The following is a 22,224-nucleotide window of genomic DNA, read 5'->3' as shown; positions in this document are numbered from 1 at the left end:
GTAACGCTTGACAAAAAGATATGAAAAGGATATACTTACATCACAAGAATTGCATAATGCAATTTATAAGGAGGTGATTATATGACGCAAAGAAAAATTGCATTATCCATCGAAGAAGCTGCTGACTATACGGGAATCGGCAGAAATACCTTAAGACAGCTTGTAGAATGGAAGAAACTTCCAGTATTAAAGGTTGGTCGCAAAGTCCTGATTAAAACCGATATTCTGGAAATGTTTATGGAAGCTAATGAAGGTCGTGATTTGAGGGATAGAGGAAATGTAAAAGCCGTAACAAGAACTGCGGCAAATTAAAAAGGCGGCTTCCGAAGAAACCGCCAAAGGTTCTATCAGACCGAAGCCATGATATACCTACACGCAAGAAGATTATACCATGTGCTTCTTCTGATACGCAACCGAGAACTTATGTTTGTGAAGGAAAGGAGAATGTAAGAATGGCAAAATCAACAAAAAGTTATGAAGAACGAATGCTTGAAATGGAAAAGAAGGAACAGGAAAGCCTTGAAAAAGCAAAACGATATGCAGCACAGAAGAAAGAACTTCTAAAACGAAAGAAAGCCGAAGAAAGTAAAAAACGAACCCATAGGCTCTGTCAGGTTGGCGGTGCGGTGGAATCCGTTCTTGGTGCGACTATTGAGGAGGAAGACATCCCAAAGCTGATTGGTTTTCTGAAAAAGCAGGAAGCCAATGGGAAATTTTTCTCAAAGGCAATGCAGAAAGAAACAAATACCGATATGGAGGAAGTGTAATGGCGGATGGGATGAGTTTTTCATTCCCTTCATTGCTTTTTCATGAAGGGCGCACTTATGGACAACCAGAGGTCGTCCCAATAAGTTTGCCACAAGTGGCAACCGGTCTGCGCTCACGCTTGCCGGGCTCGTTCCGTCGGCGGGGCTTTCAGCCAGACCTGCTCATGCCACAGGAGGCACTCTTCGCCAGAGAGGCGCATTCCATGCAGGCTGCTATGCGCAGGGCACTCTTACGCAGAGGGCGTTCTGGCAATGCTGCTTTTTCTAAAATCGAAAGCAATGTTGCCGGAAATCTATACCGGATGTGCAGAAAGGAGGAATCCAGATATGGCGATTTTTCATTACACAATCAAAATAGTCGGACGAAGTAAAGGGAAATCTGTTATCTCCGCTTCCGCATATCTCAATGGGGATGTGATGAAAAACGAGGAAACCGGGAGAATCAGTTATTACACTTCTAAAAAAGAAGTGGTCTACACCAGTCTGATGATGTGTGAAAACGCACCTCCTGAATGGCAGATAGTACCAGAAGAAAATATAAAACGCTTTCAAAAATCTGTCCGCTACAAAAGGTCAGAAGATAAAGAAGCTGCTTTAGAAAAATTCAAAATCACATTTCAGAAACAGAGGTTATGGAATGAGGTATTGAAGATTGAAAAAAATGCAGATGCCCAACTTGGCAGGTCATTTGAATTTGCCCTCCCCAAAGAATGGAGCAGACAGGAACAAATTCAATATACAACCGACTATATCCAAAAAACTTTTGTAGATAGAGGAATGTGCGCTGATTGGAGTATCCACGACAAAGGGGATGGCAACCCCCATGTCCATCTGCTTCTAACTATGCGTCCTTTTAACCCGGATCATTCTTGGGGAAAGAAAGAAGTCAAGGATTGGGATTTTGTCAGAGATAAAAACGGAAATATCGTGATTGATGAATCCCATCCGAACTGGTGGCAGGATAAGAAAAACCCTGACCGTCATGGAATCCGTATCCCTGTATTAGACGAAAACGGAATTCAGAAGATTGGAGCAAGAAACCGCCTGCAATGGAAACGGGTGCTGACCGATGCTACTGGATGGAACAATCCAAAAAATTGTGAACTGTGGCGGAGTGAATGGGCAAAGGTATGTAATGAACATCTGCCTTTGCATAATCAAGTTGATCATCGTTCTTATGAAAAGCAGGGAAAACTCCAGATTCCTACCATCCATGAAGGAGCTGACGCAAGAAAGATTGAACAAAAGTTTTTTGCCGGGCAGGAAATAAAAGGCTCGTGGAAAGTAGCGGAAAATCAAATCATAAAACAACAAAACACGTTATTGCAAAAGATACTAAACACCTTTGGGAAAGTATCGGGTGCATTATCATTATGGAAGACCTGCTAACAAAAGTCAAGTAAAACTTTCAAAGGAAACGAGCAAAGGAAAAGGGTGCACCAAATTAAACCGCTGTGCATTTCAAAAAATGGCGGTCAGCCAGACAGTATAGAGCTGGGAAATCAGCCATGCTCCNAGACCTGCTAACAAAAGTCAAGTAAAACTTTCAAAGGAAACGAGCAAAGGAAAAGGGTGCACCAAATTAAACCGCTGTGCATTTCAAAAAATGGCGGTCAGCCAGACAGTATAGAGCTGGGAAATCAGCCATGCTCCAGAGAATCCAGGTAGGCTTTCACAGAAGCGTAGTAGATGCGCAGGAACTTGTTGGCGGAGGCCATCATGTAGACACGGTAGGGCTTACCTTCAGAGCGTTTCTTGTTCATGAACTGGTAGACCGGCTCATCCATTGGAGCGCATTGCAGGAGGACCCCCATCACCAGAAAGAGCGTCCTTCGCAGTGAGGCAGATCCTCTCTTGGAAATGTTACGGCTACGGACATCCACTTGTCCAGATTGGTAAGGTGGGGCGTCAATGCCTGCAAAGGCCACCAGCGCTTTCTTGGAATGAAAACGGCGTACATCGCCAATTTCAGCTATGAGTTGGGGGCCGAGGGTTGGGCCAACACCAAACATCTCCATCACCACAGGATACTCCGGTAGAGAAACGGCCAGGGACTGCATCTCCTGCTTGAGAGCAGCTAACGCGGCGGAAGTTGCCCGGAGTTGGGAAACAGCCTGTTCTACCAAAAGTTTTGCCGTATCCGTTTTCGGCATGACACCGAAGTGTCCACATGCAGAGGCGTATATGTCCAGTGCCTTATCCTCGCTAAAATTGTAGCCGTGCTTTCTGCACCACTTCTGGTATTGGGTGGTAAAGGCCTTTTTAGACAAACCACAGACACACTCACAATGCCAAAAAGCGGCTACAAAATCCACCCACTTCTCGCTGCCATCGGCGCGGGGTGGACTGGTAAACAGGCGGTTTGCATCAGGGAAAGCGGTGTCCAGCAGGGAGATTAGGTTGTTCTTCAGCATGGTCCGTACTTTGGAATACTGCTGGTACTGCCGGTAGCAGGTCTTCAGCATGAGCCGGGTGTCCTCCTCCGGGACATATTTCGGTAGTGTGAGCCAGTGGTCAAGGCCGTAGTTGGCCAGTTTCACGGCGTCCTTCTTGTCAGTCTTGCCTCGTCTTAAACTGTTGTTCCCATAGTCATGCACCAGCATTGCATTGACTACGGAGACATAAAGTCCCGCGTCGTGGAGCAGCCAGGCCACCGGCGCGTGGTAATTACCCGTGGATTCCATCACCACACGGGTCTCACCGTCCAAACTTTTGAGCAGCCCTGCCAGTTCGTTCAGTTCATTGGCGGTGTGTCGCACTTCAAAGGGTGAAACCACCACCTCACCGAAGGGGCGCATGACGGCGATCATGCTTTTCCCTTTGGAAACATCGATGCCAACGCTGTTCATCCACATTCCTCCAATACTAAAGAATCTGCAACCGGAATCCATCTTTTCTCGTTGCCGATTCAATCTATTGGGTGACGCGAACTCCCCGGCATCCGGTGGCTCAACCTGCTGAAATCGAACGCTACAACAAGAGGATGGCTGACAGTCTTTCGTACGGACTTACAAGCCCAAGGAGTGAGTGGTCAGCCAGTTGCTCCTCTTATTGTAGCTTAGGCACGAGATGGAGGGAAAGCCGGACTGGCTGCCCGGCTTTCCTGTCCAAATTTATTGTAATAGGAGCGATTAAATGACATTAGAAGAAAGCCGGGAAATTATACCCTTAATGGAATCCATGATTGGTCAAATCGAAGAACAGCAGAACCTAATGGCAGAAATGATTCTGGAAATGCAGAACCGGGACACTCAACTCTCTCTTATGCAAAAACAGAATCAGAAATTACAAAAATTAAACAACGAGTTATCCGAGCTGCTCAACATTTTGCCAAATACCGAGGAACTGCTTTCCAAGATGGAAGAACAGAAAACGAAGATAGAGCTTTTGGAAAACGAAAATCAGCAATGGCAGAAATTGGCACAGAAGCTGAACAGCGAAAACAGTTTATTACTGAAACAGAACACCGAATTGCTGAACTGGAACAGCAGATAGAGAAAGGACGTGATATAGATGAACGAATCCAGAGAATCAAAGAACGCCGAACAGTTGGAAGAACTTCTGCTCTTGACCGAGGAGATACAAGAAGAACTAGAACAGAAAGAACAGCTTATCGTGGAACTGAAGACGCAGCTCAGCGAATCTCTGACCTTGAACGAGAAATTAAACAAAGAGAACAGAGCCGGGAATATTCAAGCATTAAAGAACGACTTGAAGCTGGCAGACAGAGCATTGCGGATCGAGAAAGAGAAGTTGCGAAGCGCAAACGTCATGATAGAGGAATGTCAAGATAAAATATGCTATTTAACACAGGAACGGGATTATGCCCGGACACATCAGAAAATCGTAGAAATACCGGTAGAAAAGCCGGTACTCTATGAAAAATGTGAAGCCTGTAACCGGACAGCCTATCAGAATGCAAAAGCAAAATACGAAACACAAAAAGAGCGACTTGCAGGACAGTATAAAGCAAAAACGGTAATGTTCCAAACAACCTTGTTCCTTCTTGCATGGTATTCGTTGACAACCACTCTTTTTCAGGCAGTACAGTCAGATATGTTCCTTGTCGATTGTAAATCATTCTTCAATGATTTAGCATCATTCATACAAACCTTTGTCGGATGGACGATTGATGCCGGGCATTCTGCGGCACAGATTAGTACAAAAATTCCAAATGCTTTTATAGCCGGAATGGTATATTGGTTATTGCTAATATTGATTGTAGGAATATGTATGGCAGGAACAGGGATGCTGGCGATACTGATAGAAATAAAGGTTATAGAATTATATAAGAAAAACTGTTGGGATGTTATTACTCTACTAATGATACTGACAAGTGTTGCTATTGTCATTTATTTTGGAGAATCAATCAAAAAAGTACTGTCAGTAAATCTTCTATTGCTTTTCGTACTTTCGCAGGGCGCATATGTTGGAATTAGATGTTATCTTAAAGTTTGGTTAGAAAAAAGACCATATTAGTATTTTCAACTTACTGTATAGACAGTAAAATTACTCCATACCAGCCTAGTGAAAATTTACTGTATGAAAAGAAGTATTACAGAGAAAAAAGGCTGTAAAAACAGGAACAGCCAGCCCGAAAGAATTTACGGACTGGCTGTATCAGCAGAGTAATGTAATTGTGGAGCTGACCGAGATATGAAAAGCTTTCTATCATCAATTTCGCATTATTGCAATAACAGATTGCTTCTTCCATGAATGAATAAGCAATATTGTCATCAAACTTTCAAGCATAAACATAGCAACAGCAAAAAGAGTAAAAGCAACAACCGGAAATACAAATCCCGTAGACATGCCTGCATTTTTCAAAAATATACCGATTGCATATCCGCCGGGGATTCCAACAACAGCAGTTATAAGCAATGCAATCAAAGTAGTAAAAAGACCTTCCATCATAAATGCTTGCTTCAACTGCTTATTTGTCATACCAATAGATTTTAGTGTGCCCATTTCCTGTTTCTGTGATAAAAGATTTGTCACAGTAAGATTGATTTGATTGATGACCGCAAATATCCACAAGATGGCTGCAATCGCATAAGCTAATGTAAAACCTGCACGATTGTCTGATTGGTGTTCTACAATAAAATCTTGAAGGGTTTGTAAGCGAACATCCCTATTGTCAGAAACGAGTAATTTGAGTTCTTGCTCGATTATCTCCTGATATTCAGCTTCTGCTTGTATTTCGATTGCGTATGTACAGTCATAACCTGCAAGTTCTTTGAGCATATTTTCCGGCATTCTGAAAATATAGCCACCCATTCCATCATTGCTGGAAGTGATTGCACCAATTTTGAATGCTTTTGTTATTGTTTTACCACTATGATTTTTGAAATTAAAGGTCACAGTATCCCCAATTTGAGGTTTCCAATGGTAAACATCATAAATACGTTCGGGATCACTTACAACTAATTCTGTATCATCAGTAATATTTCCAGACAAAACCGCTGCATTTAGCGACGCCAAATCCTTTTCATTATAGCCGAGCATCAAGGTGCTATCTGAAATATCATTGTCTGTTGAGAAATCAACTGGTACGGTAGCATAAGTAAATATATTGCTAACTCCCTCTATATCTCCAACACGCTTTACATAATCAGAAAAATATTCTTTCTGCAAGAGAGCATCCAAATTTTCACTTTCGTTTTCTAAATCAATGCTGATTTTGAAATCTCCGTACTTCATATCCCAATAACGAGCCATACTCTCGGCATTAAAAGAACTCTGATAACTTGCTGCAAGGAAAAATATAACTCCGCACAGTCCCAATGATAAAATGGTCAATAGAGATTTTTTTCTGTTTCTGGAAAAGCTGATTTTCGCTAAATATACAGGCGTAATACGATGTCTTTTGTGAGTGCGGTAATTTACAATTCCCACTGGATTTTTCAGGGCGGAAATTGGAGAAGTATTCGCTGCAATTTTTGCTGGTTTACGAACACTAATATAAACAAGCAGTATTCCAAAAAGGCATGCGCCACATAGAGAAACAATAAATGCAAATACTGACCAGCCTTTTGATTGCAGACAATAGCTGATGATCGTTCCCATGATACTACCAATTAAAATCCCCGGAACTGCAAGCATATAACCCTGTTTAAGAACTATTTTATAAATTTGCTTTTTACTTGCCCCTATTGTCCGAAGCTGTCCGAACTCAGCAACTTTTTGTCCAACCGAAATATAGAAAATGCTGTAAATTACAAGTGCGGCAGCTAAAAACAAAATGGCAGCAACTACACCATATACCGCATAATTACTGAAGGACAAAGTTGTATTTACATAATCATAGTAACTGCTGACTGTCCAATTATTCAGTCCAGTCTCCTCTGAAATTTGAGATAATATTTCTGTTGCTTCGTCTTTTGTAAGGGTATCTGCATTTTCAAGCCAAACATATCCATTAAGCAGGTTATTTCCACGTAATTCCCGGCATTTTTCAAGTGAAACAAAAACAGGATAAGCGGTAGAAGTTTTATCATGATAAATACCAACAATAGTATAATTCTTCAAAGTACCATCCAGATTCAACTGAACTATGGCGTTGATTTCCGGAGACTTATTTTCACTGGCAAAAAAGGCATCTGTAACAGCAATTTCACTTGCTTTCTCTGGATATTTTCCGTCAAAGGCAGGAATCAAACTAAGCATGTCATCATCATAATAAATCAGAGACAGTTCTTTAGAATTTTCTTTCACTGTTTTGATATTACAGGAAAGTCCTACACTTTTTACTTCTTCGTTTGCTAACAACTTTTCTTTACTGTCCTGCGTAATGTCAAAGAAAATCCCTTGATGTAATCCTTCGATTTCTTTCTGATTTTGATAAATGATATTTTGCACTGTGAGCAACGACATCATTATCATAGCAACGGCTACAATAATTGCCGAAAGGCAAAATAAGTTTTTCTTCTTATCAAAACGCACACTTTTTCGTGCTAATTTTTTAATTACTGCACTGGTATCATTTTCAAAAGGATAATTCATAATTCCCACCTCCTTTAGCCAACAATTTTACCATCTTCAATCCGTACAATGCGGTCTGCGAGTTGAGCGATCTCGTTGTTGTGAGTAATCATTACAATGGTCTGATTAAATTCTCCGCTGGTATGCTTCAAAAGCCCTAACACATCTGCACTGGTCTTGCTATCAAGATTTCCGGTCGGTTCATCAGCAAGGATAATCGCAGGCTTCGTAATTAAAGCTCGTGCAATCGCTACACGTTGCTGTTGACCGCCTGAAAGATTGTTCGGCATATTTTCCAGTTTATCTTCTAAAGCCAACATATACACAACTTCGTCCATAAATTTCTGGTCTACTGTATCGCCATCCAGTTCCACAGGCAGGACGATATTTTCATATACATTCAAAATCGGAACCAGATTATAATTTTGGAAGATAAATCCGATGTTACGACGGCGGAAAATTGTCAATTCATCATCATTCTTTTTTGCGAGTTCTTCTCCCCGTACAATCACGCTGCCGGAAGTGGGGGTATCAAGTCCTCCCATCATGTGAAGCAATGTAGACTTACCGCTGCCGGAAGTTCCAACTACGGCAACAAATTCTCCCTGTTCCACAGTAAAATTTACACCATTAAGGGCACGAGTAATATTTGGTTCTGTGCCGTAATACTTCTTTAAGTCGATTGTTTGTAAAATGCTCATATTCAAATGCTCCTTTCAAGGCTTTCTATCTGTTGATAAAGCCATTGTAAACCACAAATGTTACACAAATGTCCGAGATAGAAAAAATTTTTATCGAAAATCAGAGTGAAATGTTACAACGCTCGGACATTTCAAAAAAAGTGGTTATATCTTACCTTACAGGAAGCATAATAGAAAATTCTGAGCCTTGCCTCAGCTCTGAAACAACCTTGATATAGCCCCCTTGCCTTGTTACAATCTCACGAGCCAAATACAAACCTATTCCCACACCCTGTTGATCGTGTACTTCTTCCTCACGATAGAAGCGCCGGAAGATGGCAGCCTGATTGCTTTCTGAAATGCCCTTGCCGGTGTCGGTCACTTTGACCTCTACGTACATTTCCCACTGAACCACTGATACAGAAATCTTTCCACCTGACGGAGTGTATTTTACTGCATTGTCCAGCAGATTGAAAAGGGCTTCGCTTGTCCACTTGCTGTCATGGGAGATTATCAAATTTTCCGGGCAATCCACGGATACAGCAATTTCTTTTTTCTCTGCGGCATATACAATACTGCTCATGGCTTGTGCAAGCGTATGGAATAAGCTGCTGTCTTTCTTTTCTAATCGTATTGCTCCGGTTTCCAACCGGGACGTTTTAACCAGTGCTTGGAACAGAAAATCCAGTTTATCAGTCTGACTACGTATGCCTTGTAAAAAGTCCATCCGTTCTTCTTCTGAAACAGGCTTTGTTAAAAGTGTGTCCGTTACCATTTGCAAATTGCTGACAGGCGTTTTAACTTGATGTGAAATATCAGAAATCAGCATTTGAAGCTCCTGTCGTTCCATGTCTACCTTGTGCCGGTTTTTCTGCATAATCTCATACAACCGAATTAAGCGGTGGTTGATACGGGCAAAAAGAGTTTCACTATCATTTGACTTTTGTAATTCCTCGTTTCCATCAATCATGTTGTCCAGCGTCCGGCACAAATTAGAAGTAAAATGAGAAAGGCGTTTTCCAAAAATCAGCACCAATAGCCAAATCCAGAAAAACGCACAGAGTGTCAATGTTCCACCCACTATAAAAATTCGTATATCCTGCATTATACCGCCGAAAATACCGGTAATTACCAGCATAGAGAAAACCATGCCAGCACTAACCAGTCTACAAATTTTCTTAGCAGAAAGGTTATTCAGATTCATTTCTTTTCGCCTCCTGTCCATTGATACCCCATACCATAAACCGTTTTGATATATGTGTCGCCATCCGCTTCAATCTTACTGCGAATACGGCTGATAGAAGTAGTAAGGGTATGTTCATCTACATATTTTTCATCAACATCCCACAGTTTTTCTAAAAATTGTTGGCGAGTAAGTACCTGCTTCGGATTTTTAAGAAATAGGTTCAACATTTTATATTCCATCGCAGAAAGTGCTAATGGTTTCCCGTTCAAACTTGCAAATTGTTCCGAAAAATCCAGAAACAAGCTACCATCCTCGTAAATATCCTTAGCTGGTTTGTGATGCTCCAACATAGCGAACATGGCTTTGATTTTTCGCTGCAAAGCACTAATCGAAAAAGGTTTCGTGATATAATCCACTGCACCAGCTTCATATCCCCGTATCTGATTGCTTTCCTGATCGTTGGCAGTTAGAAATATAACTACTGTATCAGGATGCTCTGGCTTGATAAGACGGCATAGGTCATAACCATTTCCGTCTGGTAAATTTATATCCAGCAATACCAAATCAAAAATGTTTGTTTTTAATGATTCAGCGGCTGTCCTTGCATTCAGAACAGAAGTTATTGTGTAACCGTCCAATTCCAAATTATAAGTAAGCGTTTTATTCAAAAGATTATCATCTTCGACAATTAAAATATGCTTCATATTATCACTTCCTTTTCTTTTTGCAGATAGTATAACAGGCAAATGTCCGAGAATTGTTACAAGGACAAATATATTTTTCATTTTACAGCTTTTTTCTGTGTACTGCAATTTTATAAAAGAAAGGACAGCAGTGTCAAATTGCTGTCCTTTCTTTTATCATAGCTGGTAGTGTATAAGCGTGGGTTCATCATATCGGGTGTGGTATCTTTAACTACAGGAAACTCCCTACAACACTATCTCACTTCTTGCTTAATAAAGTTCTAATGAATCTTCTGTATCCACCCACATCTGTAAATTGCCATCAAGATATAATCTTGCATATTCCAAAGGCTCATCCACAGCCAATGAAGTAAGCGCACATTCTGATCCATATGTGGTTTTTAAATTTTTTTCAGCTTCCCAGCAATCAATGCGAAGCATATATCCAGCACTTGTGTAAACATCAATACTATCGTGGTTTATATTATATTCTGCATAAATTGTTCTCATCGTATCTTATCTCCATTTTCTTTTGATAATCAGTTACAGAGTTAAATATCGAAAACATTTCAATCAGTTCACCATGTCGTTATTGTTATATGTTATATTGTGTTATGAAATTTTCTTTCCCTTAATTTTTCCCATATTAAGGTTCATGAAAAGCAATGGGAAAATGTAACACAAGGGAAAGAGTAAGGGAAAGTTCACTTGCTACAAACTTAGTATTTTCAAGGGTTTGCGAAGAATTTGATAATCAAATATAACAGTTATTAAATTTCCTAAAATATGTGAAATATCAACTGGAATTTATAGTCCTCTCAAAACCAATTTGCTTTTTCTTCTCGAAATACGGGAATATCACTATCTCGATATGGATTATAATTATGAAGATTGCAACCAAACTCTTTTAATGATTTTATTTTGTTATCCTGTGTCCATACAATTAAAGATATTCCGTCAAATTCTTCAACATTTCCATTATTCATTTTGCTTTTAAAATACCACTCCACGATTGTTTGATTGCCTTGATGAAAAAATTGCTTAATCTCCCAGACAAGAACACTTCCGCGTGTATTCCATTCGTCAAACCAGTGCTTTACCGTTTTGCGGTTTTCATATTTAGGACTCCAACTCTCAGTATATACAACATCATCTGTAAAAATATTGTCAATTCCTAAATCTGCTTTCTTAATCCACATATCAAACCATAATCGGATAATTTTTTCTCTCTCGTTCATAAAGTACCTCCATAACTCCCGATTTGTCTGCCCCTTAAAGTCCAAGTCCTTCAACCCACGCCGCAAGCTCCTGATGCCCGACGCTGCTCTTGAAGACCTTGCCGTCCATCAGCTTTGCGCCTTTGCAGCTCGGCGCAAGGCGCTCGTTCGTCTTGCCAATGCCGCTTCCGCCAGAGGTTGCAAACGGGATGATCGTCTTGCCGGTCAGGTCATAGCTCTCAAGGAACGTATTGATAATCGTCGGCGCAACGTACCACCAGATCGGAAAACCCACAAAGATTGTGTCGTAGTCCTTCATGTTGTCCCGCTTCACGGCAATCTCAGGACGGGAGGCAGGATCGTTCATCTCAATCGTGCTGCGGGCTTTCTTGTCCATCCAGTTCAGATCAGCTTCCGTGTAAGGTACCTTCGGCTCAATCTCAAAGATGTCCGCGCCGATTGCCTCTGCCAGCGTCTCAGCTACCTTCGCGGTCACGCCGGACGCAGAAAAATATGCTACAAGTTTATTGCTCATTGTGTTCTTCCTCATCAATCTTTTCATTTCCTTCATTCAGCATGAAGTATAGCAGCGCTTCCAGCAATGTTGCCATATAGTGAAGCGACCAGTTTTCTTCCGGCTCTTTTGCCATCTTATCAAGTACGGCTCGAAAAGCCGTGGCACGGTCAATCCTTGTTTCCTCATCAATGCGGTCAAGTATGCCCTTCATTTTCAGAGCGAGTTCTTTTTCCTCGTCAGAAAGCTCCGGTATGCCAAGTAGCTCAGATAGTTTCTTGTCCTGCATAATAGCATCGTATTCGATGTATGACTTGTGCTCGGCTGACATCAATTCTTCAAAGTAGTTGATAAAAATATGAACGCGGATGCCACCTTCTTCCTCCGGGGAGAAGCAGACGGTTTGCGATTTTTCTGCAATTTCTTTCAAAAATGCAAGGTCTTCTGAGTCATCGAACTCCGCAAACGGAAGAAACATATTGATTTCCGCGTGCCAACGATGATAGTCCACGATTCCCTTGATATACCCGCGGTGTTGCTCGACAAACGCATCACAGCGTTCCAGAAGATACTCGTAGTTCTTCTTGTCCTCCGGTACAATGATCTTTGGTATCTTGTCCATTGCTTCGGAGTACGCTTTCAGCATACCACAATTAACTGCGCGGTCAAACACCTCATCGCACCATTTATCGTATTCGGCAGACTCGGTTTCCCGGTAATCCTTCTCAAAGATAATATCGTCCATTGCGTTACCCCTTTATGATTTTCTCAAGCTGCATTTCGGTCGCGTTAGGCAGACGTGATTGCAGATGTTTTAGAATGCGTTCTTTGGATTCCTGCGGGTCTCGCTGATAGGCAGATGTGATAAGGTCGTACCCGAAAAGTTCTTCCGGCGTCGCATACTCTGCGACACCCCAGCCATAAGGTCTTCCGTATCTGTCCTGCATATAGACGAAATCCGCGATGCAGACATAGCTCTGCATTTGCAGCCGCGTGATGCACGTCTCAAAACCGGTGTTGCCGCCCTTGCGGTAGTTCAGAGCCTCTTTCAGCCGTTTGGAAAGCATCCCGCCTTCACCGTCTATGGCTTCATAAAGCTCCTTGTCCTTGTAGGACGCCAAGCCGTCATCCCAACGGGCGTCAAAGTCATAGCCGTCACGCCGGAAGTTCGCAAAGTCCGGAATCCACTCCCGACTCACAAATCCAGCTTTCTTGTTGAAAAGTTTGCCGTAGAGACATTTGCCGCTCCGCGCAGCCGGACCTTTCCATTCCCACGGACCATCTACATCATCCGCAAACCATAACTCAGGTGGACAAAGTTCCTCGATGGAGAAGCCGTGAATCTCATTCCGAAAGAAGGGCAGAAAGCCGTATTGCTCAACAGCGGCAATCAAGTCATCGGCACTATGCAGTTGTCCGACATCTCGCTCTGACATTACTCTGCCTCTTCAATCACGCCATAATCAATCAGGATGTTCTTCTCCGCATACTGCGGGTAAACAACACCCATCATCTCATACTGATAACGTCTTACGCGGCGATGCTCCTGAATTGGTTCCGGTGCATACGCAGCGGTTTCACAGTGCGCATACTCCGGCATTTCCGCAAGATCATCCCGAACATCACGGATAAGCGCGTCTGCCACATCATCAATGCTTTTGCCGGTCTCCACGGCAACCAGTTCGTGCTTCCGGACCGCCTTGTCCAGATCACCGGGGGAGCGAAACAGCTTATATTTCATATCATTGCCCGTCCTTTCTCTCTATCGGTCTGTCTATTCTTCCTGAAATCTGTTCTTTAGGGACGCAATCATCGCTTGTGCGGCAATGCTTAGATACAAAACTCCAATTTCATAAATAAAGTCGCGGTCAATCTCGATAAAGCATTCTCTAATGTGTGTGAAGACCAGTTCCAGCAAGTCCCTGTACAGTGGATCATCAAAGGGCTTGAACCGTGCAAACTTGCTTTTGGCAGCGTCCCATGTCATGGACGCTTCGCCCTCAGCACTGGTCATCGCCTCGCAGAGAATCATGCTGATGCCCATTTTCCCGTTGCCGGTCAGGAGTTCTCCTTCGTAATAGCTGAGTAGGTCTTTCTTGCGTCGGAGCGGAACCATATCACAGTTGTCATCCAGTTCAAATGCAATCAGCTCCGCAATCAGTTCCCGCCAGACCGCATAACCGGCGTTAATGGTTCCGTCCTCTTCGCGGCTGATGGTATCGTCCATACAGTATTGCTCATAGAAGTTATCTCCGTCAAGCTCGTTGCGGATGCAGAAGATATGCGCCAGCTCATGCAGAAGAATGTGTTTTAACACTGCCGGATGACGCGCTATGTCTGTCCGCAGCAGGATTCCGTCAACGCCGTCTTCTTTGCCGATGAAGGCAGAGGCGTGAAAGTCAAAATAGCCGTCCTCTGTATAGCGGTCTTCCAGCCGGTCAGGGAAATACTGCTTGCAGAACTGCTCAAAGACTTCCTGCTGGTTTTCCGTCTGAAAGCAGCGCAGTACAAGGTTGTCCTCACTGAACTCTGCCCCCAAGCGTTCGTTAAAGATGGAAGCGGCATAGAAAAGGGCTTCTTTATAGTCGTCGTTGTTCATCTAATTACTATCCTTCATCCTCATTCACCCCTCCGGTCTGACATTTTTCAGGAAGTCAGAGTGCGGTACATAAGGCAAGTTGAGCTGCCAGCCCATGCGGTTCAGTTCGTTGAGCTTGATCAGCATCAGGTTGATGTTTGTTCCCATTGCAGCCGAGAGCTGCACCACATCGTAGTCCTGCTTCATCAGGTCAATCAGCTCATCATCGTCAATGATCAGGTGTGAGGCAAACGCATTCGCCTCATATTCGTGTTTTGTGCGCATATCGAACAGCACGAACTCCGGGAGCGGTTCGTTTCCTTTGGCAAGATCACGGTGAAAGGTATCATGCCCGATCTCGTGACCGCAAACCATTTGCATGATCAGATACTCCATGTTGGAGTTCAGAAGAATATGCCGCTCTTTATGGCGGTAGGTGTACATTCCGAGCAGATCGTTCAGATTGTCAAGAAAATGGAGATGAATGCCCAGCTCACGGGCAATCTTCAAGGTATCTCTTGTTCCACAGCTTTTGACAATACTGTTCGCCTTTTTGTATATTTCCTCGGAGCGAATTATCACGGGACCTTCACCCCTTTCATGTTGAAAACAGTCAAAGTAAATCCGTCAAGAAACCGAGACGCAGACAGTTATTCCTCTGCGTCCGTACCGGTCTTCTTGTATTTCTTCGGCGTGTATTTCTCAACATTCCGGGCTTTGGATTCCCAATATATATCCTGCAACGCCTTCATCACCGCATCCTTGTCCTGCTCAGACAGCGTACCGCCCGCAAACAAGCCGGACATCCCTTCAATTAGGTCCTTTGCCTGTTTCATGCCACGGGAGCCGTACTGCTCGGATGCCTGAACCACAAACTCTTCGTCCTCGGTCAGCAGATAGTTCACATCCACCTTGAAGTATTCCGCGATTTTTTTGTAAGCGTCCTTGGTACGGGGAAAGGAAATGCCGTTCTCGTACCGGGTAATCATACGTCTGTTGATCCCCAGTGCATCGGCTACTTCCTGCTGGGTCAGCTTCCGCTTCTCCCGTTCAGCCTTGAATTTCTCTCCAAATGTCATTTTGGTAATCACTCCTGTTCACAAAAAGTTTGCGACATCAAATTGCGCAAGTCTATTGACAAAGGCACTTGAAGTGCGTATAATAATGACTGAGCAATCCAACTACTCATAGTATATCTTGAATTGCTCATCCTGTCAAGGGGCATGAGTAGTTGTACACGAAAAAGTTACATCTTTTGAGCAGTTCAAATGGACAGGCATTTATGCTGCCGAAGATCATCCGTACCGGCATACACCGGTATGAGGGAACAGGAGTGAGAAAAACGGAAATGGCTACACAGTACAGAAAAGCATACGTCCCGGTTACGCTGGATGTGGACAAGGAGGGGGCAATCCTTCCTCGCCTTATCTGGTGGGACAACGGTGTAATCTTTCAAATCGACCAGATTCTATACAAATGCCGCGCCACATCCAAAAAGGTTGGGGGCGGAGGCATCCGTTACACAGTTCAGATTCGCGGAAAGGAGTCATTTCTTTTCCACGAAGGAGACAAGTGGTTCGTCGAAGCAAAGGAGGACAACTGCTCATGATTTTATCCCAGCGCCAACTTGAAGAAATTGCAGCCTCAACAACGAAGGACTTCAACCGGTTCTTTTTCGGGGATGAGGCTGACAAGCCCGACCGATCAGCTTTGCCAACACCCATTGATCAGTTTGCAAAGAACTATCTCGGTCTTCGCGTATCATTCGCCCGTCTCTCGCCGGACGGAAGCATCTGCGGTGTCACTGCCTATGCCGACACTGAGTACAAGATCACGGAACTTGGTATTACGCGCACACTGGCTTTGAAGCGTAATCAGGTCATCTTGGACGAGAGCTTCATTCGATCCGGAAACGTGCAGCGGCTCTGCGCCAAGCGCAGATTTACCCTTGCCCACGAGTGCGCCCATCAGATTCTCTTCCAACTGGAATCGGAAGAGGTAAAGGCGTCCTGCGAAATGAAATATTCCGCACGGACAGCCTATACGCCGCGAGAGCTGAAAACCCGCGAGGACTGGAACGAGTGGCAAGCAAATGTCTTGGGCGCGGCGATCCTGCTTCCTCAAAAAGAGGTTGACCTGGCAATGCGTCGGTTTGCAGAAACGCCGCTGATCAATTACGAGGGGAGGTATTCGTATGGTGATCACTTAACGCTGCGCCTTTTCTGCCGGTTGTTCGGTGTCTCCAAGACAACGGCGTCTATCCGCCTTCGTCAGCTCGGCTACATGGTAGATCGTCCATTCAGTGAGTATGTTGACCCATTGGAGGTGTGGTAATGAAGAGAGCATCCATTCGGGTTCAGGAACCGACGCCGGAGCTGATCGAAAAAATCCGCAGGGCAAGAGTTGCCATTTCCCAGCAGAAGCCCCGATACCTGAAATGTCCCTATTGTCAGCATAATGCCATTGCTGTCTACGAAGACACGAGAGGTCATGTAGAATCAAAGTGCAAGAAATGCGGGCGGATCACAGTCTTTGATGTGCTGAATATGAGAAGACTGCGACCGCGTACCAAGTAAGAACCAGAGGACAAGCCTCTGTTCTAAAATAAAATATATGTCATAGCTGAGCTGTGGAGCCGCCTGATAGGTGAAGTCATCCTAATGCCGCATGAGACAGAGTGTAATTACTCTGTTTTATCGGCATGGGATTCAAACCTCACCGTCATGCGGCTCTTTTTCTGTCTTCACCCTTCCCGCTGCTCCCGCGCAGCGGAAAGGATGAACAATGAAAATCCCTAAAACCCCTATCGCGTTCGATTACGACCTCTGGACTACGGAGGACGGCAAGTGCATGGTTCGCGTGAAACGAACCGGCGAAGTTTCCGAGGTTGACCGCAAGGTTATGAGAATCCTTCGCGCGGAGGAAAAGCGGATCAGACGCTCGTATGGCTCTGACAACACCTCTGAGGATGAGGACGGCGCAGAGAAAATTTCTGATACCGTGCTGTCCCTTGACGCTATGCCGGAGGACGATGTGAAGTCCGCTGCATGGCTGGCAGACTCCCGCGACTGCATGGAGGAACTGATCACCGCCCTCAAAGAGAAGGAGCTTCTTTCCATTCTGACCGAGAAGCAGCGCGAATTGTATCTTGCGATGACCCGTGAAGGACTGACTCTTCGAGAGTTTGCCCGAAGGAAAGGCATCGGCATCAGAGCTGCATTTGACCTCAAAGCAGCGGTGCAGAAAAAATTTCAAAGAATTTTTTGAGCGGTACTCAACAAACGGCAAAAAGATGTCCGTTGTAAAGTGAAAGGGTCAATCAGACCACTTCACTGCTCCTTGAAAACTGAATAGTTCAGTGCTGCGGATCTTTCCGCTTCTGCGAAGCAACACAGCTTCCGACGCCAAGACCTCCCGAAAGACCTGCTAACAAAAGTCAAGTAAAACTTTCAAAGGAAACGAGCAAAGGAAAAGGGTGCACCAAATTAAACCGCTGTGCATTTCAAAAAATGGCGGTCAGCCAGACAGTATAGAGCTGGGAAATCATCCATGCTCCNAGACCTGCTAACAAAAGTCAAGTAAAACTTTCAAAGGAAACGAGCAAAGGAAAAGGGTGCACCAAATTAAACCGCTGTGCATTTCAAAAAATGGCGGTCAGCCAGACAGTATAGAGCTGGGAAATCAGCCATGCTCCAGAGAATCCAGGTAGGCTTTCACAGAAGCGTAGTAGATGCGCAGGAACTTGTTGGCGGAGGCCATCATGTAGACACGGTAGGGCTTACCTTCAGAGCGTTTCTTGTTCATGAACTGGTAGACCGGCTCATCCATTGGAGCGCATTGCAGGAGGACCCCCATCACCAGAAAGAGCGTCCTTCGCAGTGAGGCAGATCCTCTCTTGGAAATGTTACGGCTACGGACATCCACTTGTCCAGATTGGTAAGGTGGGGCGTCAATGCCTGCAAAGGCCACCAGCGCTTTCTTGGAATGAAAACGGCGTACATCGCCAATTTCAGCTATGAGTTGGGGGCCGAGGGTTGGGCCAACACCAAACATCTCCATCTCCACAGGATACTCCGGTAGAGAAACGGCCAGGGACTGCATCTCCTGCTTGAGAGCAGCTAACGCGGCGGAAGTTGCCCGGAGTTGGGAAACAGCCTGTTCTACCAAAAGTTTTGCCGTATCCGTTTTCGGCATGACACCGAAGTGTCCACATGCAGAGGCGTATATGTCCAGTGCCTTATCCTCGCTAAAATTGTAGCCGTGCTTTCTGCACCACTTCTGGTATTGGGTGGTAAAGGCCTTTTTAGACAAACCACAGACACACTCACAATGCCAAAAAGCGGCTACAAAATCCACCCACTTCTCGCTGCCATCGGCGCGGGGTGGACTGGTAAACAGGCGGTTTGCATCAGGGAAAGCGGTGTCCAGCAGGGAGATTAGGTTGTTCTTCAGCATGGTCCGTACTTTGGAATACTGCTGGTACTGCCGGTAGCAGGTCTTCAGCATGAGCCGGGTGTCCTCCTCCGGGACATATTTCGGTAGTGTGAGCCAGTGGTCAAGGCCGTAGTTGGCCAGTTTCACGGCGTCCTTCTTGTCAGTCTTGCCTCGTCTTAAACTGTTGTTCCCATAGTCATGCACCAGCATTGCATTGACTACGGAGACATAAAGTCCCGCGTCGTGGAGCAGCCAGGCCACCGGCGCGTGGTAATTACCCGTGGATTCCATCACCACACGGGTCTCACCGTCCAAACTTTTGAGCAGCCCTGCCAGTTCGTTCAGTTCATTGGCGGTGTGTCGCACTTCAAAGGGTGAAACCACCACCTCACCGAAGGGGCGCATGACGGCGATCATGCTTTTCCCTTTGGAAACATCGATGCCAACGCTGTTCATCCACATTCCTCCAATACTAAAGAATCTGCAACCGGAATCCATCTTTTCTCGTTGCCGATTCAATCTATTGGGTGACGCGAACTCCCCGGCATCCGGTGGCTCAACCTGCTGAAATCGAACGCTACAACAAGAGGATGGCTGACAGTCTTTCGTACGGACTTACAAGCCCAAGGAGTGAGTGGTCAGCCAGTTGCTCCTCTTATTGTAGCTTAGGCACGAGATGGAGGGAAAGCCGGACTGGCTGCCCGGCTTTCCTGTCCAAATTTATTGTAATAGGGAGTGAGCGACCTCCGGAGAGCTATAACAGTCGTGTGGTGCGGCTGCTTGCGACGATGCAGATGCCGGGTATAATGATACTTCCGTCTTTTCTTTGAATGGGCGGCTCGGAGCGTTCCTCGGAGGGGTGAGAGTCCCATGATACCGATTGACCATTGGTAGTCCGCAGCATTCCCGGAACTGCAAAGTTCTTCTGGCAGGGGCGCGTGCTGCAAATATGCCGGACAATGAAACAAACCCAAAAGAAACTTACTATATAGTTTCAGGATGAAAACTATGTGGCAGGGTATCTTCACAAGATGCTCTGCCATATCCTTTTGTCCTGAATATTTTCACGAAACAGGAGGTGCTTAGAATATGATGGGCATTGAAGCAATGAAAAATGTCAGCCCGAAAACGGTTGACCGAAGCACACTCGTTCAGAGAAGCAGCATCCGGCTTGATCCTGCGGCACCGCGAGAGGACAGGCTGAGGGAGTTCATTAAGCAGATCAGAAATCCCTATTGTTATCTGGACGGAAAAACTGTGGTGAAGATCAGCTTCACCGAGACGGATACGACAATAGAAGATTGTCTGGAACACTATCTGAGAGGTCTTTGATTTATGAACAGTCTGAATCTTTTCGCCCGGTTCTATGGACAAGCGATTGAGCCTGTGGTATAATTTAATCGGTCAAAAAAAGAAGAATACGGATTAAGCCGCTTGCCTTGATGGTCATGTGGCGTTTTCGTGTTCCTCTTCATAAGAGTTGAAGCAAGCCTTCGTCTTTCTGATTTGATGTACCACACCAAACAGAAAAACGGAGGTTATTTTTATGCCAGACAAGGTTTACCGCACGGCGATCTACTGCCGTCTGTCCCGTGAGGATGGAGACAAAGTAGAAAGCAACTCCATCGCCAGCCAGAGAGCCATCTGCGAGGACTACATCGCAAGGCATGAGGATTTGGAGCTGGTCTGTGAGCCGTTTGTGGATGACGGTTACAGCGGCGTTTCCTTCAATCGTCCTCAGTTCAAAAAGCTGGAAGAGGCAATCCGCAAGGGTGCGCTTGACTGCATTGTGGTCAAGGATCTCAGCCGCTTCTCAAGAAACTACATCGACGGCGGGCGCTACATTGAAAAGATTTTCCCGCAGCTCGGCATTCGCTTCATTGCAATCAATGATGCGTATGACAGTCTGACCGGTGATCCGCAGTCCGACTCCTTTGTTATCCCGTTCAAAAACCTGATTAACGATTCTTACTGCAAGGACATCTCCATGAAAATCCGAAGCAGTCTGGAAGTCAAGCAGAAGAGCGGTGAGTTCGTCGGCTCGTTCGCGCCTTACGGCTACATGAAATCGCCGGAGAACAAAAATCAGCTCATCGTGGATGAAGCGGTCAGCGAATATGTGCAGATGATCTTTTCCATGTACAAGGACGGCTTCTCCATCGGACGTATTGCAAAGCGTCTGAACCAGATGGGCGTCCTGTCCCCAATGGAATACAAGCATTCCGTCGGCGTAAAGTTCGATACCGTCTTCAAAACCGGCGATACCGCAAAATGGACATACAAAGCCGTCCAGCGTATTCTCACCAACGAGGTTTATATCGGCGTTCTGGCTCAGGGCAAGCGAGGCACTCCCAACTACAAAGTCCGCGTCGTGAAAAGCAAGGATGAATCCGAGTGGGTCAAGGTTGAAAACGCGCATGAAGCTCTTGTGTCCTACGAGGACTTCATGGCAGTCAAGGTCATGATGCAGCGGGATATGCGCTGCTCACCCGATCAGGATGAAGCACACCTGTTTTCCGGTTTCCTGTTCTGCGGAGACTGCCAGCAGCCAATGATCCGCAAGACTGTCCCGTCGAAGACGAAAAAGTATATCTACTACGTCTGCTCCACCAATAAGCACAGCCGGACGTGCAGCCCGCACAGCATCGCCGCAAAAGAGGTTGAGGAAAAGGTCTTCCGTGCCATCCATGATCAGATCGAGCTTGTCATCAATCTGGAACACGCGCTTGCGATGATAGAACGGCTTCCGTCTCAGAGCCGTAAGGCTTTCAATTACGAAGCTCAGATCACCAAAATCGAGGAAGAGATTGAACGGTACCAAAAGCTCAAGCTGGGGCTTTACGAAAACTTCATCGGCGGCGTCATTGATAAATCGGAATACTTCGAGTTCCGCAACAGCTACACCAAAATCATTGAGGGCAAGCAGGACGCGCTTCTGCGGGTTAAAAAAGAAATGAAGCAGACGGTGACAACCGGTACGACTGAACGAAACTGGGTGACGCTTTTCAAGCAGTATGAAAACGTCGAAGAGCTGAACCGCCGTGTGCTGATGTCGTTGGTTGACCGCATCCTGATTCACGAAAACCATGCAATCGAAATCGTCTTCAAATATAGGGACGAATACCAGCAGACGCTTGAATACATTCTCGGCTATGCCGACGAACTGGATATTGCCGTATAAAGG

Annotated in this window: 25 protein-coding genes and 1 pseudogene; 11 read left to right on the top strand and 15 right to left on the bottom strand. The window is 45.1% G+C overall.

The window, feature by feature from the left end; translation table 11 throughout:
• The first annotated feature begins 81 nt into the window (after positions 1-81).
• From E0E41_RS09930 to E0E41_RS09915, 4 genes and pseudogenes are all read left to right on the top strand, one after another.
• Entirely contained in the window at positions 82-312 is a 231-nt protein-coding gene (locus tag E0E41_RS09930; RefSeq protein ID WP_004843519.1) for a helix-turn-helix domain-containing protein, read from the top strand.
• Positions 313-452: 140 nt separating this feature from the next.
• Positions 453-767, top strand: a complete 315-nt coding sequence (locus E0E41_RS09925) for a hypothetical protein (RefSeq protein ID WP_008394181.1) — start codon at positions 453-455, stop codon at positions 765-767.
• The gene (locus E0E41_RS09920; protein ID WP_015561462.1) at positions 767-1,138 is read left to right on the top strand and encodes a hypothetical protein; all 372 of its coding nucleotides are present in this window, start codon (positions 767-769) and stop codon (positions 1,136-1,138) included. The genes E0E41_RS09925 and E0E41_RS09920 overlap by 1 nt, the downstream gene beginning before the upstream one ends.
• Positions 1,095-2,147, top strand: a pseudogene (locus E0E41_RS09915) (MobA/MobL family protein); the annotation flags it as partial. The gene E0E41_RS09920 and the pseudogene E0E41_RS09915, both read left to right, overlap by 44 nt.
• Positions 2,148-2,407: 260 nt before the next feature.
• Here E0E41_RS09915 and E0E41_RS09910 read toward each other — a convergent pair.
• The gene (locus E0E41_RS09910) at positions 2,408-3,616 is read right to left on the bottom strand and encodes an IS110 family transposase (protein ID WP_130870730.1); all 1,209 of its coding nucleotides are present in this window, start codon (positions 3,614-3,616) and stop codon (positions 2,408-2,410) included.
• Between the two features lie 286 nt (positions 3,617-3,902).
• Here E0E41_RS09910 and E0E41_RS19130 point away from each other — a divergent pair, with 286 nt between their 5' ends.
• Both E0E41_RS19130 and E0E41_RS09900 read left to right on the top strand, forming a co-directional pair.
• The gene (locus E0E41_RS19130; protein WP_278045183.1) at positions 3,903-4,262 is read left to right on the top strand and encodes a hypothetical protein; all 360 of its coding nucleotides are present in this window, start codon (positions 3,903-3,905) and stop codon (positions 4,260-4,262) included.
• An 18-nt stretch (positions 4,263-4,280) separates the two neighbouring features.
• Entirely contained in the window at positions 4,281-5,246 is a 966-nt protein-coding gene (locus tag E0E41_RS09900) for a DUF6040 family protein (RefSeq protein ID WP_438819455.1), read from the top strand.
• A gap of 195 nt (positions 5,247-5,441) precedes the next feature.
• Here E0E41_RS09900 and E0E41_RS09895 read toward each other — a convergent pair whose 3' ends face one another.
• From E0E41_RS09895 to E0E41_RS09835, 13 genes are all read right to left on the bottom strand, one after another.
• A complete protein-coding gene (locus E0E41_RS09895) occupies positions 5,442-7,769 on the bottom strand; it encodes an ABC transporter permease (protein WP_006859032.1) in 2,328 nt (775 codons plus the stop codon).
• A 14-nt stretch (positions 7,770-7,783) separates the two neighbouring features.
• Positions 7,784-8,449: an ABC transporter ATP-binding protein gene (locus tag E0E41_RS09890; RefSeq protein ID WP_006859033.1), complete on the bottom strand. Its 666-nt coding sequence runs from the start codon at positions 8,447-8,449 to the stop codon at positions 7,784-7,786.
• A 151-nt stretch (positions 8,450-8,600) separates the two neighbouring features.
• Positions 8,601-9,566, bottom strand: coding sequence for a sensor histidine kinase (locus tag E0E41_RS09885; protein WP_431834498.1), 966 nt, complete (start codon positions 9,564-9,566; stop codon positions 8,601-8,603).
• A 62-nt stretch (positions 9,567-9,628) separates the two neighbouring features.
• Entirely contained in the window at positions 9,629-10,318 is a 690-nt protein-coding gene (locus E0E41_RS09880) for a response regulator transcription factor (protein ID WP_009265522.1), read from the bottom strand.
• Between the two features lie 249 nt (positions 10,319-10,567).
• The gene (locus E0E41_RS09875) at positions 10,568-10,807 is read right to left on the bottom strand and encodes a DUF6061 family protein (RefSeq protein WP_006859036.1); all 240 of its coding nucleotides are present in this window, start codon (positions 10,805-10,807) and stop codon (positions 10,568-10,570) included.
• Positions 10,808-11,115: 308 nt separating this feature from the next.
• On the bottom strand, positions 11,116-11,535 hold the full coding sequence (locus E0E41_RS09870) for a nuclear transport factor 2 family protein (RefSeq protein WP_003864537.1): 420 nt from the start codon (positions 11,533-11,535) through the stop codon (positions 11,116-11,118).
• A 34-nt stretch (positions 11,536-11,569) separates the two neighbouring features.
• Entirely contained in the window at positions 11,570-12,049 is a 480-nt protein-coding gene (locus E0E41_RS09865) for a flavodoxin (RefSeq protein WP_008982904.1), read from the bottom strand.
• Positions 12,039-12,773 carry a hypothetical protein gene (locus E0E41_RS09860; protein WP_130869767.1) on the bottom strand — a complete coding sequence of 245 codons (735 nt, stop codon included), beginning with the start codon at positions 12,771-12,773 and terminating at the stop codon, positions 12,039-12,041. The genes E0E41_RS09865 and E0E41_RS09860 overlap by 11 nt, the downstream gene beginning before the upstream one ends.
• Before the next feature lie 4 nt (positions 12,774-12,777).
• Positions 12,778-13,464, bottom strand: a complete 687-nt coding sequence (locus E0E41_RS09855; protein WP_007046149.1) for an AlkZ-related protein — start codon at positions 13,462-13,464, stop codon at positions 12,778-12,780.
• A complete protein-coding gene (locus E0E41_RS09850; RefSeq protein ID WP_007046150.1) occupies positions 13,464-13,769 on the bottom strand; it encodes a hypothetical protein in 306 nt (101 codons plus the stop codon). The genes E0E41_RS09855 and E0E41_RS09850 overlap by 1 nt, the downstream gene beginning before the upstream one ends.
• A gap of 33 nt (positions 13,770-13,802) precedes the next feature.
• Positions 13,803-14,627 (bottom strand): hypothetical protein, encoded by an 825-nt coding sequence (locus tag E0E41_RS09845; protein ID WP_007046151.1) that lies wholly within the window; start codon positions 14,625-14,627, stop codon positions 13,803-13,805.
• Between the two features lie 24 nt (positions 14,628-14,651).
• Positions 14,652-15,116 carry an ImmA/IrrE family metallo-endopeptidase gene (locus E0E41_RS09840; RefSeq protein WP_223385148.1) on the bottom strand — a complete coding sequence of 155 codons (465 nt, stop codon included), beginning with the start codon at positions 15,114-15,116 and terminating at the stop codon, positions 14,652-14,654.
• Positions 15,117-15,256: 140 nt separating this feature from the next.
• Entirely contained in the window at positions 15,257-15,697 is a 441-nt protein-coding gene (locus E0E41_RS09835; RefSeq protein WP_438819454.1) for a helix-turn-helix domain-containing protein, read from the bottom strand.
• Positions 15,698-15,888: 191 nt separating this feature from the next.
• On the opposite strand from E0E41_RS09835, the gene E0E41_RS09830 reads away from it, so the two are divergent.
• The 3 genes from E0E41_RS09830 to E0E41_RS09815 all read left to right on the top strand — a co-directional run bounded on the left by E0E41_RS09830 (position 15,889) and on the right by E0E41_RS09815 (position 17,873).
• Complete coding sequence (locus E0E41_RS09830; RefSeq protein ID WP_005934743.1) at positions 15,889-16,215, top strand: hypothetical protein; 327 nt, start codon at positions 15,889-15,891, stop codon at positions 16,213-16,215.
• Entirely contained in the window at positions 16,212-16,940 is a 729-nt protein-coding gene (locus tag E0E41_RS09825; RefSeq protein ID WP_008816141.1) for an ImmA/IrrE family metallo-endopeptidase, read from the top strand. The genes E0E41_RS09830 and E0E41_RS09825 overlap by 4 nt, the downstream gene beginning before the upstream one ends.
• A gap of 450 nt (positions 16,941-17,390) precedes the next feature.
• Entirely contained in the window at positions 17,391-17,873 is a 483-nt protein-coding gene (locus E0E41_RS09815; protein ID WP_005934739.1) for a hypothetical protein, read from the top strand.
• Between the two features lie 414 nt (positions 17,874-18,287).
• Here E0E41_RS09815 and E0E41_RS09810 read toward each other — a convergent pair whose 3' ends face one another.
• Positions 18,288-19,496, bottom strand: a complete 1,209-nt coding sequence (locus tag E0E41_RS09810) for an IS110 family transposase (RefSeq protein WP_130870823.1) — start codon at positions 19,494-19,496, stop codon at positions 18,288-18,290.
• A 633-nt stretch (positions 19,497-20,129) separates the two neighbouring features.
• On the opposite strand from E0E41_RS09810, the gene E0E41_RS09805 reads away from it, so the two are divergent.
• Both E0E41_RS09805 and E0E41_RS09800 read left to right on the top strand, forming a co-directional pair.
• The gene (locus E0E41_RS09805) at positions 20,130-20,372 is read left to right on the top strand and encodes a DUF6870 family protein (protein ID WP_130869766.1); all 243 of its coding nucleotides are present in this window, start codon (positions 20,130-20,132) and stop codon (positions 20,370-20,372) included.
• A 214-nt stretch (positions 20,373-20,586) separates the two neighbouring features.
• Complete coding sequence (locus E0E41_RS09800; RefSeq protein ID WP_007046157.1) at positions 20,587-22,221, top strand: recombinase family protein; 1,635 nt, start codon at positions 20,587-20,589, stop codon at positions 22,219-22,221.
• Positions 22,222-22,224: the final 3 nt, after the last annotated feature.

The sequence above is a fragment of the Intestinimonas massiliensis (ex Afouda et al. 2020) genome, assembly GCF_900626285.1.
Classification (GTDB): domain Bacteria; phylum Bacillota; class Clostridia; order Oscillospirales; family Oscillospiraceae; genus Flavonifractor; species Flavonifractor massiliensis_A.
Note: the sequence above shows the minus strand (reverse complement) of the source record. Positions and strands in the feature narration are given on the sequence as shown.